The organism is Chryseobacterium sp. ERMR1:04 (assembly GCF_001297705.1).
Taxonomy (GTDB): domain Bacteria; phylum Bacteroidota; class Bacteroidia; order Flavobacteriales; family Weeksellaceae; genus Chryseobacterium.
Genome location: NZ_LIRF01000003.1, coordinates 204,098 through 218,141, shown reverse-complemented (window position 1 = coordinate 218,141; position 14,044 = coordinate 204,098). Strand labels below are relative to the sequence as shown.

The window sequence follows — 14,044 nt, the reverse complement described above, 5'->3', positions numbered from 1 at the left end:
ATGAAATTTTTAGATAAAAAATATACAAAAGAATGCCTTACGCTGGCTCTTCCTGTCATGTTGACGCAGGTGGGGCAAGTCTCGGTGAATCTTTTCGACAATATTATTGTCGGAAAATTATTAGGAGCTGATGCGTTAGCCTCTGTTTCTTTAGGAAATGCCGTATTTTTCTCCATGTTTGTATTGGCGTTGGGATTTTCTTTTGCCATTCCACCATTGGTTTCAGAAGCGCAGTCCAGAGGTGATCACAAAACAATTAATTCCGTTTTCAGTCACGGATTCGTTATCAATATGACTGTAGGAGTTGTGTTAATGGGTGTCCTGCTTTTGGGACTTCCTCTACTCTATCATTCGGGGCAGCCTGCAAAGATTGTTCCTGATACAGTCCATTTCTTAGGAATTATGGCGGTGAGCATTGTGCCTTTCATGGCTTTTCAGACCTTAAGAGAGGTTTCTGAAGGACTATCCTATACCATTGGAGTTACCAAAGCGACCATCTTTGCGAATATCATTAACATTGTTTTAAACTATGTTTTCATTAAAGGACTTTGGATCTTCCCAGAAATGGGTGTAAAAGGTTCTGCATTAGCCAGTTTAATTGCCAGAATTTTCATGGTGGTTTTCTTATACTATGTGCTTTTAAAAGAGAAGAAAACAAGACAGTATATCAAAGATTTTTCGTTAAAAATTCAGGTCTTTACGAAAGCAATGTTTGAAAAAATGGTGAGACTGGGTTTCCCTACTGCTTTACAAATGTTTTTTGAAGTTACCGCTTTTGCAGGGGCTGCTTTTATTTGTGGACTAATTTCCGCGCATGATATTGCCTCCCACCAGATTGCCTTAAGCATGGCTTCATTCACCTTTAATTTATGTATCGGATTCAGTGTTGCTTCAACCGTGATGATCGGTAAAAAAATGGGTGAACAAAACTTTGTTGAACTTAGAAAAGTAGGTATCAATAACCTGAAAATTGCCTTTATTTTCATGTGTATTTGCGGAGTTGTTTTCATCATTGGGAAAGATATCCTTCCTACTTTCTTCACCAAAAAAGAAGAGGTAGAAGTAATTCAATTGGCATCAAAATTAATGATCATTGCTGCTTTATTCCAACTTTCAGATGGTGTTCAGGTAACGGCTTTAGGAATGTTGAGAGGTTTACAGGATGTTAAAATCCCTTCTATTTATACCTTTATTGCGTATTGGGTGATTACTATTCCTTTAGGGTATTTCCTTTGTGTAACGATGGAAATGGGAGCATTCGGAATGTGGATTGCCTTAGGATTGGGATTAACAATCTCTGCGGTAATGCTTGTTAAACGATTTTTAAATATGTCTGCGAAGAGAGTGAAGCAGAATGCATAAATAAATAACAATAAATTGCTAAAAAAGCTACGCAAGGTCTAGGACTTTCCGTAGCTTTTTTTATTTTTGCGCACTTATTACAATTAATAAAACATGAAAAAATTGATATTCCTGCTGGCTTTATATGCAGGTTCATTCTACCAATCCCAAACGAACAGATTTATCTATGAGCTTCAGTCCCGAAAAAATAATTCGGAAGACTATAGAAAAACACTCATGAATCTTGATATTAGCCCGAGATCAGTGAAATTTTACGACACGAAATTTGCAGAGTATGATTCCATAAACAAAGCAAGAAAACAAGAAACTTCTCATTACAGCACAAAAACAGATCAGATTATTGAAAGGGCTCCCAATTCTTTTCAAAATAATTGGTACAGAGATTTTTTTGAATATTTCGTTGTAAAAACCAACGATGAAATGAAGTGGAAACTTCTTCAGGAAACCCAGGAATACAACGGATACAAACTGCAAAAGGCAACAACCGATTTTGGAGGAAGAACATGGGATGCATGGTTTTCCAATGAAGTTAACATCAAAGAAGGTCCTTATAAATTCCGAGGACTTCCGGGGCTTATTTTTATTCTGGAAGACACTGATAAAAATTTCATCTATAAACTGGTTAGCAATAAAAAGCTGGATACGAATTATGATACCCATCAATTTGTAGAAACTCATTATGGTAAACCGGCGATTCCTATTTCCAATCAAAAGTTCAACACTTACATTGAAGATATTTACGAGAATCCAACAAGAATGCTTTCAGAAAGTATAAAAAACGGACAGAAAACTACATTTAAAAATGAAAGTATAGAATCTATTGAAGAGCTCAATAAAAAAAGAGGAATGCTTCAAAGTGGGATAAAAAACCGTTACATCTATATTGAAAAGGATAAAGAACCTCTTTTTAAAAGTAATTAATTAAAAAACCTGCGTGAAGTCTTGTACATCACGCAGATTTTTTTTATTACATTAATTACTCTTCGCTGTTATTTTCTTTGAGTTCCTTTAAAGCCCTGTTCAAACTCCTTACCGTGATTCCCAAATAGGCGGCCATATCTTCTTTTGAAATTTCCATTTCTTTGGATTTTAACTCAAGAAGTTGAGACAAGGTGTGCTCTGTGGTATGAAGCTGTTGATAAGAAGCTCTGCTTGAAGTATTAACAATACGTTCCGCAAAAACATCAAGCAATAAGTTATTTAAAGTCAAATCACTTTTAATCAATGATTGAAAATAAGGAATTGTCATCGAATAAACGCTTACTTCTGTCATCGCTTCAATGCTACAAAGGCAGGAAACATTTTTTATTACTTCAATTTCACCTATGATCTCGCCTTTTCCCAAAAACTCTACGATATATTCTTTGTCGTTTTCTTCAACAAAATAACATTTCGTAATTCCGCTTTTGATGAGCATTATTTTAGTTGAAATTTCATTCTGTGTTAATATTCTATCTCCTTTTTCAAAAGATTTCAGGACAATATCGTTTTTATTTTCCTGCTTGTTATAAAGTTCTTCCAGATAGTCTAAAAATAGTGGATTCGTACGTAGCATATTCTTGTTTGGGACAATTGTCCTTTTCTTTTTTATTTTTTATACTGAATTTTGTCGGCGGAAAATTACAAAAATTAACGTGAATAGAATATGAACAATACTATAACAACAATTGCCTTTGATGCAGATGATACTTTATGGATTAATGAGCCTTATTTTCAGGAAACCGAAAAAGAATTTTGTGCTCTTCTTAAAGATTATTTACCACAACATGCGGTATCAAAAGAATTATTTACTACCGAAATGCAAAACCTGCCCTTATATGGTTATGGCGTAAAAGGCTTTATGCTTTGCATGATAGAAACCATTAATAGAGTTTCCAATGGGAAAGCTTCATTAGAATTGGTCAATAAAACAATTGAACTTGGCCATGAATTATTACAAAAAACAATTGAACTTTTAGATGGCGTATCGCACACATTGGAAAGCTTACACGGAAAATACAGATTAGTCATTGCCACAAAAGGAGATTTGCTGGATCAGGAACGTAAACTAAAAAAATCAGGGTTACAAAGTTATTTTCATCATATCGAAATCATGAGTGACAAGAAAGTAAGCGATTATGAAAAGCTACTGAAACACTTGGATTGCAAGCCTGAAAACTTCCTCATGTTAGGCAATTCAATACAATCGGATATTTTGCCTGTATTGGAAATGGGTGGAACTGCAGCTCATATTCCTTATCATGTTACCTGGACCCACGAGCAACATCACCAACCGTTGAAACATGAAAACTTTTTTGAATTAAAGAGGATTGATGAAATTTTGGGATTGCTTGGTTGCTGATTATTTTTGAAAAAAAGAACAAACCTCACAGGTTTTCGAAACCTGTGAGGTTTAGATCTATAAGAAAGAGTTTATGAAGATTATGAAGAAGTAGTTTTCTTCTTTTGCCTTGAAATATTTCTGAAATCTGTCATTCTGAATGAAATGCAGTGGAATGAAGAATCTCTAACCGTTTTTTGAATGTTACTGTTGAGATCCTTACAGGATGACAAACTTTATGGTGATTGTGACTGTTGAAAAGAACGACAAAAACCTTAGCCCAGATATTCTATGTTTGCATTTTTTATGTTAATTTTTATAAGCAGTAAAACAAACCTAACAGGTTTTTGAAAACCTGTTAGGTTTAGGCGTATAAGGAAGCGCTTATGAAGATTGTGAATAAATAGTTTTCTTCTTTTGCCTTGAAATATTTCTGAAATCTGTCATTCTGAATGAAATGCAGTGGAATGAAGAATCTCTAACCGTTTTTTGAATGTTGCTGTTGAGATCCTTACAGGATCACAAACTTTATGGTGATTGTGACTGTTGAAAAGAACGACAAAAACCTTAGCCCCGATTGGAGCTTTGTTTGAGCTCATTTTTCTTTTACAAAAAGAAAAATAGCGAGTGCGGAAAGCGGGAAATTGCTTCTGAAAATTAGCAATGAATAATTGGTAATGAGTAATGAAATTTTGAGATTGCTTCGTCGCTTCGCTCCTCGCAATGACCCCAAATGACTAATTGATTCTCTTGCCAAGAATCACCAAGCTCCTTTCTATACCATCCAAAACAGCGACATCAGGAAAGGTGCCCCAATCTTCGAAACCGAAATGTCTGAAGAGTTTTAAACTCGGTTCATTATGTAAAAAGATAAAGCCCAGCAATGTTTTTACGCCAAATTTCCCCGCGTTATCAATACAATATTGAAGAACTTTCTTGCCAAGACCTTTTCCACGGCAGCTTTCATCCATATAAATACTGATTTCAACAGTTCCGTTGTAAGCCGGTCTTCCGTAAAATGATGAAAAACTCACCCAACCCAGCGTATTGTTTTGAAGATCTTCAATCACCCAAAGTGGTCGGGTATCAGGATTGTGTTCATTAAACCATTGTTGTCTGCTTTCCACAGAAACATTTTCTGTATCAGCCGTTACCATTCTTGATGGGATGGTTGAATTATAGATCTCTACAATTTTTGGTAAGTCTTGGGGGCTTGCGTTTCTGAATTTTATTTCTTCCATTCTGTTTGTGAACTTTTTTGCAAATATCTTAAAAATGATTCATTTAACTAAATACTAAAAATTGAATTCCAAATATCAAACTCAGAATCAAATTGTTAAATTTTAGATATTATAAATAATTCTATTTCTTACAATGAGATTGCTTCTTCGCTTCGCTCATCGCAATGACAATCATAAAAAAACTCGCTCTAAAAAGAACGAGTTGTATGATCAATTATTATTTCTTCAAACATTTCTCCAGAAACTGATCCTGTTCCCAAAGAAGGTGAAGTATATTTTCTTTAGCTACATAACTGTGCGCTTCTCTTGGAAGTAACACCATTTTTACAGGAGCTCCAAGGTTTTTCAATGCCTGGAAATATCTTTCTGTCTGTAAAGTGAATGTCCCAGGATTATTGTCTGCATCACCATGAACCAAAAGTAACGGCGTTTTCATCTTATCTGCATTCATGAACGGAGACATCGCGTTGTAGATTTCAGGAATATCCCAATAATTTCTCTGTTCGCTCTGGAAACCGAACGGTGTTAAGGTTCTGTTGTACGCTCCACTTCTTGCAATTCCACAAGCATAATCTTTAGAATGCGTTAAAAGATTGGCCGTCATAAAGGCGCCATAAGAGTGACCTCCTACTGCAACTTTCGTTCTGTCGATATATCCTAACTGATCTACCGCATCAATTGCTGCTCTTCCGTTAGCCACTAACTGAGGGATAAAAGTATCGTTAGGTTCCGTTTTCCCTTCTCCAATGATTGGGAAAGCTGCATCATCCAATACTGCATATCCTTTGGTTGTCCAGTACACAAAAGAACCGTAATACGGGAAGGTAAATTCATTAGGATTTTGGGTGTTTTGCCCAGCTGTATTTTTATCTTTATATTCTGTAGGATACGCCCAGATTAATAAAGGAAGCTTTTCTTTCTTCGCTTTTCTGTCGTAGTTGGCCGGAAGATAAAGCGTTCCCGTTAAGGTAACTCCGTCATTTCTTTTGTAGGTAATCACTTCTTTATATACATCTTTGATGCTTTCAAAAGGATTGGCAAAATTAGTGACTGCTTCTGTTTTATTAGACTTGATATTCTTTTTGAAATAATTAGGATACTGACTTGCCGATTGCTGAATGGTTAAAACCTCTCCTTTTGATGGATTCAGAATATCCCTAATTTCTTCTTTAGCATTTTTAAGGTTTGAAGTGTAGAGCCTTTTCTTTTTCAGCGTTTTCATATCCATTTCGTCGATGAATGGATGCTGCCCGTCTTTGGTAAAACCTTCTCCGATAAGATAAGCCTTCCCTCCTTTCATATCAACAACCGTTCTTCCGAATTGGTTTTTAGTCGTGTTGAAACTCCCCGGATCGCTATAAACGTCCTGATAATTTCTATCATCAATGACTTTAGACTCATTGTTATTTAAGTCGATTAAATAAGATTTTGTATTTCTGGTATCATACCAACCTTCTGAAACGATGGCATAATGATCATTTGTCCAGCTTACATCTTCATATCTTTGTTTTGTCTTAAAGAATGATTTTGGATTGGCGCTAAATGGTGCTTCCCAAGTAAAGATCTCATCTCTGTAATCTACCGCTTTAGATTGATCTCCTCCATCCAACGCTTCAGTATACACCAATGTAGCAGGCGCATCACTTCTCCAGCCCAGATCTCTTTTTCCTGTTCTTACCGAAGAAAAACCTTTAGGCATTATTTCATTCAACGGAACTTCGTTCACTACTTTTACTACATTTCCATTGACATCATATACCGTTGTCGTGATGGGAAATCTGTTGAGAGGAACGATATATGAAAATGGCTTTTTGATTGTTGTTGCCATCATATAGTTTCCATCCGGCGAAAAACTTAATCCAGAATATAGATCCTGTTCTTTTACTTTCTTCAAGTTTCCATTTAAGTCAACGTTGTAAATATCAGACGCAGTAAGGATTTCAAAATTCTTTTCGTCTTGTGGATTTTTAAGAAGATCCTGATATGTTCTGTTTTGAGACACTTTTCCGTCTGCTGTAGAAACAATAGGTCCAGTTGGAAGGTCTTTGCTTGCATCTATTAAAGTTCCTCTGTTTTGAGGAAGGGTTTTAATTAATACATTCTGAGAATCTTTATACCAAACATATGGACTTCCTAAATTGGCATTCAGATTATCGCTCGTTATTTTTTTTGCGGTAGCCGTTTCCAGATCAATGATCCAGAGCTCTACTCCTTTAGCAGTTGTGTTGGTAAAAGCTAACTTTTTTTCGTCCGGTGAAAAAGAAGTATTGGTGATTTTAGGATTTGCAGGTAAGTTTTTAACCTGAACTTCAACCTTATCATTCAATTTTCTAACCTTCAGATTATTTGAATAAGTCGCTGTACTTGAAATATTGGTCACAGGATTAATCCTAAGCCCTCCCAACTTCATTTCCTGCTGACTAAGATCTTCCAATGTTTTGTACGTCGGACGGTAAGCGAAAATAACCCAGTCTTTTTTACTGTTCATTAAAACATTGGGTGGTCTTTCGTAATCCGCAAGTTTAAGAATTTCGGCAGATGGCTTTTGGTACGTAATATTTTCCTGAGCATCGTAGAAATTAAGAAATGCAAGCAAACAGATCGTTAATTTTATCTTCATTATATATTTATTTCAATTGCTACGAAATTAATGAATTTTTAACCATACAAAAAGCAGCAAATACATTATTTACTACTTTTTTATTTATTGTTGAATATAACTTGTTAGAGATATGCATTACACTTACCGAACTTAATAATATCCCTTCCCCTTTCGAATGCAATATCATAAAAAAGAAAAAGACATAATTTTTAATTATGTCTTTTAGTTTATGCTATTTCTATTTTAAATAGAAATAAATTATTTCTTAATAAATCTTACCAATCAGATGCTCTTTTTCTTTTTTCAATCATATGATCTACAGAGAACTTTCCTGCTCCATATGCCATTAAAAGAAGATAGACTGATAAGTAGATTAGACTCAGTTCTTTCTTATCAAAACTATCTGCTCCGTGAACCACAAAACAGGCAATAATCATTGTGAAAATAAGAAACCCTAATGATATTCTTGTAAAAAGCCCTAAAATAAGGAGAATTGAACAAGCAAATTCTGCGGCAACCGTTAGTATTAAAGAGATCATAGGACCTAATCCGAGAAAATTAAAAAATTTAATTTCGCCCCCATCCAACAGCATCTGAAGTTTCGGAAAACCGTGGGAAAGCATCGCAAATCCTATAAATACCCTTACAATTAACAAGATAATATCTACATAAATAGGGTTAGACTTTGAGTTTAAATAATTCATCAATCAAAATTTAAAGATAAAGTTAATAAAATTCTTTTAATATGACGATGAATATTGACTTTTTTAGTTTATCTGTACCCGAAATTCTTTAAATCTCTATCATTTTTTCTCCAATCTTTTTTCACTTTTACAAATAATGTTAAGTGTATTTTTTTAGAGAAAAACTTTTCAAGATCCAGTCTTGCTTCTATTCCAACTTTTTTAATAGCCTCTCCTTTGTGACCAATGATGATCCCCTTCTGCGTATCTCTTTCTACATAAATTACTGCGTCTATGAAGATAATTCCATCAGTTTCCTTGAACTGTTCTGTAACCACTTCCACTGAATAAGGAATTTCCTTTTCATAATTTAAAAGAATTTTCTCACGAATAGCCTCGTTTACGAAAAATCTTTCCGGTTTATCGGTATACTGATCTTTGTCGTAGTACGCCGGACTTTCCGGTAACATCGATTTAAGTTTAGGAAGAATAATATCCGTATTAAATGCATTCAATGCAGAAATAGGAAGAATTTCAGCTTTAGGAATTCTTGCATGCCACTCCTCTACCAATTTTTCTAAACCTGCCTGATCCGTCTTGTCTACTTTATTCAATAAAAGTAAAACCGGAACCGGGATTTTATTTAATTTTTCAATCAAAAATTCTGATGGCTCAGATCTATCTGTTACGTCTACAATAAATAAGAAAACATCAGCATCCTGTAAAGAATCCTTTACAAAATCCATCATTTTCTCCTGAAGGCCATATTTAGGATCTAAAACTCCAGGCGTATCCGAAAATACAATCTGTACATCCTCTTCATTATAAATTCCAAAAATTCTGTGTCTTGTTGTCTGTGCTTTTTGGGTTACAATAGCCAGCTTCTCTCCCATTAATTCATTTAATAAGGTAGATTTTCCGGCATTGGGTTTCCCAACTATATTTACAAATCCTGCTTTGTGCATAAAAATAATATTACAAAATGCAAAGTTACTAAAACAAAACTGGTCTTTAAGGCTAATGTTAAAAGATTTGAAATAAAAAGCCTTTCTTATGATAGAAAAATTTATTATTTGTAAATTATAGGTAACTCATACTATGATCTTTCATAAATTCTAAACTTCCCAAGGCCAATTCTTCAGCATCGTGTGGCGACTTTTGCCATAACGATACCATTTGCTGCATTCCAGGAACTGATGATGAAAAATTTTCCAGTACGAGGTTTCCTTCAAAATTGATTTCATTCAGTGATTTAAAGAGTTCATTCCAATTTACCGTGCCCTCACCAAGCATGCCACGGTGAGATTCTGTCATGTGAATATGTTTAAGTTTATTGCCCGCCATAATAATCGGATCATAAAAATTATTTTCTTCAATATTCATATGAAAGGTGTCTAAATGCAGAAATAGATTCTCTTTTCCTGTTTTTGAAATCAAATCCAACACGTTTTTTGCAGTGTTACAAACATAACTTTCATACCGGTTAACAGGCTCTATGGAAATATCTATTCCTTTTTCTTTAGCGTAATCGGCAACATTACTCCATACTTGAACAATCTTTTCAGATTCATTTTCAGTTAAAGGGTTTCCTGAAAAAACTCCGATTCCTCCATGAAGAACTCCCGTTAAATGATGGGCTTCTAATGCATCCGTTTTATCAACTGCCTGCTTCATTAATCTTTCAGCAGCCTCGGGATGAAAAGCAATATGAGCTTCTTTGGGAAGGTTTAATGAGCAAACAACCTCCAGCTGATTGTCTTTAAGCTGCCTTCCCACTTCTTGAACATTGAATTCCATGGAAGGAGGAAGTAAAATTTCGATTAAATCAAATCCAGCTTTTGCTGTTTTTTCAATGGCGTATTTTCCCGCTTCCGGATTCCAGTCTGGGGTAACCCATGAAAGAAGTGAGGCTCCAAATTTTATATTCATTTTAATTAAGATTTGATTAGACCAAAAGCTTTAGATAAAAACATGTATCGTAAGTGTTATTTAAGCGTCTTGGGTTTGTAGAATTTTAATGCAAACAGAATAATGATCACATAGCAGATGATTGGCAACAAATAGGCATGTGCAACATCCGTTTCTGCAATTCTTCCCATAATGGGCGGGAAAACTGCTCCTCCAAACATCGCCATCACAAGGAAAGACGAAGCTTGCTGAACTTTGTTTCCTAATCTTTTAAGACCAAGACTAAAAATAGTAGGATACATAATGCTCAGGAATAGGTTCAACATAATTAAACTGATAAATGATACCCATCCAAAACTTTGAGAAATAATAAGACAAAGCACGATATTACAAACTGCTGAAATCGCCAGCAGCTTGTTGGGAGCAATATATTTCATTAAGAAAGTTCCCACAAAACGCCCGATCATCATCATCGCCATACTTAAAGAAAAGTAATAGGAAGCCTGAATCTCCTGAAGATGCATTTTTTCTACTCCATAATTAATGAAGAATGCCCACGTTCCTCCCTGTGCTGCAATATTGAAAAACTGAGCAATAACAGCAAAAATAAAATGTCTCTGTTTCCAAAGTGGCGCAGCGGGATTGCTATCGTGGTGGTGATCTTCGCCCGTTGCCTGTTCAAGAAGTTCAACTTCTTCTGCATGAGGATCTTTTAAATTCGGAACTTTTATAAAGAAAAATATAATGGTAATGGTCAAAATGATCATCCCGATCCAAGCATATAAGCTTTTTACAGAATCTAAAGAATTGCCATCATCTCCGCCAGATCCAAAGATGAAAAACCCACCGAGAAGTGGACCAATAATCGCACCCAATCCGTTAAAAGACTGTGCAAAGTTCACGCGTTGATCACTGGTTCTTTCGTCTCCTAAAGCGGCAACAAAAGGATGAGCCACCGTTTCTAACGTTGCCATCCCCATCGCCAGGATAAATAAAGCAAGCCTAAAGAAATTAAAAGATCTGTTTTCGGCAGCCGGAATAAAAAGAAAACATCCACCGGCAAACAATATCAGTCCTAAAATAACACCCAACTTATAACCAAACTTTTTCATAAAAAGCCCTGCAGGAATTCCCATTAAAGCATACGCCCCAAAAATGGAAAGCTGTACCAATCCTGATTTTGATTTGGAAATACTCAAAACATTTTGAAAATGCTTATTTAATACATCTCCCATCGTAAGCGCAATCGCCCAGAAAAAGAAAAGAGAGATCACAAAAGAGAATACGACTAGGTATTTCTTTTCAGTAAATTTAGCTGAACTCATGGCTGCTTTTTTAATATTAAAAGTTTATTGACTGATTTTTAATTTTTTGTAAATGCTGCGTTTTTCAAACGACCGTATCTATTTTCAAGTATAAATAATGCTAATCTAAAGCAAGCATAAGACCTAATGTCTTCAATAGGAATAAAACAAAAATGTCCAGTTGCAAAAATGGATACCCTAATTTTTTTATTAAAAATCCTGACGGAATTCCTAATAAAGCATAGGCTCCAAAAACGGAGAACAATATCACTTCTGATTCCGATTTAGAAATACTAAGGATGTCTTCAAAATTATTGTTGACCTCTTTTCCAATCATAAAGGCAATCCCCCACAAAAGAAAATAGAGATTACCAAGTAGAATACGAAAAGATATTTCTTTTCTTTAGATTTAGCTGAATTCATATTTGTGTGTTTTTAAATAAAAGTCTGTTAATTGATCCTATTTTTTGAATTTTTCAAATTCTTCATATTCATAATCCGGGCAAGCACCCGATTTTGAAGTAATAAAAGCACCCAACGAAATGGCTTCTTTCATAATTTCTTCAGGACTTTTCAGTTGAACTCTTTTAGAGATGAAACCAGCAAGAAAAGCGTCTCCACTTCCTACGGTATCAGCAATTTCTATAGGAACCGCAGAAAAGCCATAATTTTGATCTCCCACAAAATATCGGGCTCCTTTACTTCCTTTCGTAAGAACAATTTCTTTGATATTAAAATGATTTTGAATAAAAGCAGCACTTTCATCTTCGCTTTTGTATTCTTCACTGAAAAACTGCATGATCTGTCTCATTTCAGCTTTATTCATTTTTACAATATCTGCCTGGAACAATAATTCTTTAATCAATTCAAGATCAATGAACGGTGGTCTGAAGTTAACATCAAATATTTTAAGTTTCGCAAACTTCAAAAGTTTTAACAACGTTTCTCTAGACTTTGGATTTCTTGCAGAAAGACTTCCGAAAACAAAAGCTTCTGCGTTGGATATCAACTCTTCATGTTCCGGTAAAAAATCAATGTAATCCCAAGCTACATGATTTACAATATCATACGTTGCTTCATTCTCTTCATCTATTTTTGCGATAACAGTACTTGTAGGATGTTCGTTGTCTACCTGAATATAATCTGTAGTCAGCCCCCAAGTATTTATCTGGTGGATTAATTTTTCACCCAATTCATCATTCCCAATTCTACTGAGCATTTTCACATCAGTTCCCATTTTGGAAATATTATATGCTGCATTGAAAGGAGCTCCTCCTGCTCTGGTACCCTGAGGAAATATATCCCAAAGAACTTCACCAAAACACACTACATAAGGATTTTCTTTTATCATAAGATTAAACGTTTAAGCTGATTATTAAATTTTTTATTGTACTGATTTTTTATTGATTAGTTTAGCCGGAAAGCTGATTTTTCTTCCATCAACGGTATAATTATAGATCTGGGCATCAAGAACTTTCACCGCTTCTTTTGCCATATCCATTAAAGGTTGCTGCACATAGCTAACCTCAGTTGGGAAAAGACTGTATGCCTCTGTTTCATCAAAAGCAATGACTGAAACTTCCTGCGGAACTTTAATGTTTTTTTGATTTAAATAACTCAATCCTGCAATCCCCAATTTGTTACTCGAAAAATACAACGCTGTTTTTTTAGAAAGATTCAAATGCTCGTCCAGTCCGTTATAGATTTCTTCCGTGATATTATGAATTCCAATTAATACTTTTTTATATTGAATATCAGCAGTAGAAATACGTTTGTCAAATCCTTCTTGTCTATCCAACAAATGAGGAAGTTTGGTATCGTACCCTACATAGATAATTTCTTCAAAATTTTTCTCTACTAAAAATTCACAAATGCTCTCAGATATCTCAGCATTATTAATCATAATCCCCGGAATATTGATATTCTTAAGATAGCGGTCAATCGTTACAATAGGATATTCTTCTTTTAAGAGTTTCAATACTGCTTCATCAGAATCAACCACGGGAGCTAAGATCATTCCGTCTACTTGCTGTTCAGAGAAAAGTTCGGTGAGTTTTCTAAACTTTTCAGGATTCTCATCACAACTTCCAATAAGTAATGTATAGCCAAACTTCATGGCCTCATCTTCAATATGTCTGGCAATATTCGAGTAAAAATCGTTCGAAATATCAGCAAGAATAAGCCCTATCAGCTTACTTTTACTCATTTTCAGACTTTTTGCAATTTTATTGGGAATATAGTTGATACTTTCCGCTACTTCAAGGATCTTTTCTTTGGTAGCATCACTTATTCTGCTTCCTTCTTTTTTATTTAAAACATAGGAAACCGTTGCAACAGAAAAACCGGCAATTCTCGCTATGTCTTTTATGGAAGCTCTTTTCATACGATCAATTAATAGGCAAAAATATCTCATAAAATACAAACAAAACAATAGGCTGTTTTTTTTGGTCAATTGGAAAATTATTGTACTTTCGCAGCTTTTTAAAAACCGGATCAACAGAATTCACAATTAGTTAAATATCAACATATTAACCAAAAACAACTCCTTGTATTAATTTAATATTAACTCAATATCAATTCTTTACCTTATGATTTGGTTATGATTTTGGTTAAACGTTTATCTT

At 34.7% G+C, this 14,044-nt stretch carries 13 protein-coding genes; 3 read left to right on the top strand and 10 right to left on the bottom strand.

Going from position 1 to position 14,044, the window contains the following annotated elements; all coding sequences use genetic code 11:
* Both AMQ68_RS01065 and AMQ68_RS01060 read left to right on the top strand, forming a co-directional pair.
* Window positions 1–1,362 (top strand): MATE family efflux transporter, encoded by a 1,362-nt coding sequence (locus AMQ68_RS01065; protein WP_054508790.1) that lies wholly within the window; start codon window positions 1–3, stop codon window positions 1,360–1,362.
* Window positions 1,363–1,455: 93 nt separating this feature from the next.
* Window positions 1,456–2,283, top strand: coding sequence for a GLPGLI family protein (locus AMQ68_RS01060; RefSeq protein WP_054508789.1), 828 nt, complete (start codon window positions 1,456–1,458; stop codon window positions 2,281–2,283).
* Window positions 2,284–2,338: 55 nt separating this feature from the next.
* Here AMQ68_RS01060 and AMQ68_RS01055 read toward each other — a convergent pair whose 3' ends face one another.
* Window positions 2,339–2,917 (bottom strand): Crp/Fnr family transcriptional regulator, encoded by a 579-nt coding sequence (locus AMQ68_RS01055; RefSeq protein WP_054508788.1) that lies wholly within the window; start codon window positions 2,915–2,917, stop codon window positions 2,339–2,341.
* 90 nt (window positions 2,918–3,007) lie between these two features.
* Between AMQ68_RS01055 and AMQ68_RS01050 the strand changes: the two genes are divergently transcribed.
* The gene (locus AMQ68_RS01050; protein WP_054508787.1) at window positions 3,008–3,703 is read left to right on the top strand and encodes an HAD family hydrolase; all 696 of its coding nucleotides are present in this window, start codon (window positions 3,008–3,010) and stop codon (window positions 3,701–3,703) included.
* Window positions 3,704–4,419: 716 nt separating this feature from the next.
* Here AMQ68_RS01050 and AMQ68_RS01045 read toward each other — a convergent pair.
* The 9 genes from AMQ68_RS01045 to AMQ68_RS01005 all read right to left on the bottom strand — a co-directional run bounded on the left by AMQ68_RS01045 (window position 4,420) and on the right by AMQ68_RS01005 (window position 13,803).
* Window positions 4,420–4,923, bottom strand: coding sequence for a GNAT family N-acetyltransferase (locus AMQ68_RS01045; RefSeq protein WP_054508786.1), 504 nt, complete (start codon window positions 4,921–4,923; stop codon window positions 4,420–4,422).
* Window positions 4,924–5,140: 217 nt separating this feature from the next.
* Window positions 5,141–7,543: a S9 family peptidase gene (locus tag AMQ68_RS01040; protein ID WP_054508785.1), complete on the bottom strand. Its 2,403-nt coding sequence runs from the start codon at window positions 7,541–7,543 to the stop codon at window positions 5,141–5,143.
* Between the two features lie 257 nt (window positions 7,544–7,800).
* Window positions 7,801–8,229: a DoxX family protein gene (locus AMQ68_RS01035; protein ID WP_054508784.1), complete on the bottom strand. Its 429-nt coding sequence runs from the start codon at window positions 8,227–8,229 to the stop codon at window positions 7,801–7,803.
* A gap of 68 nt (window positions 8,230–8,297) precedes the next feature.
* The gene (gene era / locus AMQ68_RS01030; protein ID WP_054508783.1) at window positions 8,298–9,173 is read right to left on the bottom strand and encodes a GTPase Era; all 876 of its coding nucleotides are present in this window, start codon (window positions 9,171–9,173) and stop codon (window positions 8,298–8,300) included.
* Window positions 9,174–9,288: 115 nt separating this feature from the next.
* Entirely contained in the window at window positions 9,289–10,137 is an 849-nt protein-coding gene (locus tag AMQ68_RS01025; protein ID WP_054508782.1) for a sugar phosphate isomerase/epimerase, read from the bottom strand.
* A gap of 56 nt (window positions 10,138–10,193) precedes the next feature.
* A complete protein-coding gene (locus AMQ68_RS01020) occupies window positions 10,194–11,441 on the bottom strand; it encodes a sugar MFS transporter (protein ID WP_054508781.1) in 1,248 nt (415 codons plus the stop codon).
* Between the two features lie 100 nt (window positions 11,442–11,541).
* On the bottom strand, window positions 11,542–11,757 hold the full coding sequence (locus tag AMQ68_RS01015) for a hypothetical protein (protein ID WP_054508780.1): 216 nt from the start codon (window positions 11,755–11,757) through the stop codon (window positions 11,542–11,544).
* A 123-nt stretch (window positions 11,758–11,880) separates the two neighbouring features.
* On the bottom strand, window positions 11,881–12,771 hold the full coding sequence (locus tag AMQ68_RS01010) for a carbohydrate kinase (protein ID WP_054508779.1): 891 nt from the start codon (window positions 12,769–12,771) through the stop codon (window positions 11,881–11,883).
* A 33-nt stretch (window positions 12,772–12,804) separates the two neighbouring features.
* Complete coding sequence (locus AMQ68_RS01005) at window positions 12,805–13,803, bottom strand: LacI family DNA-binding transcriptional regulator (RefSeq protein ID WP_054508778.1); 999 nt, start codon at window positions 13,801–13,803, stop codon at window positions 12,805–12,807.
* Between the last annotated feature and the right edge of the window lie 241 nt (window positions 13,804–14,044).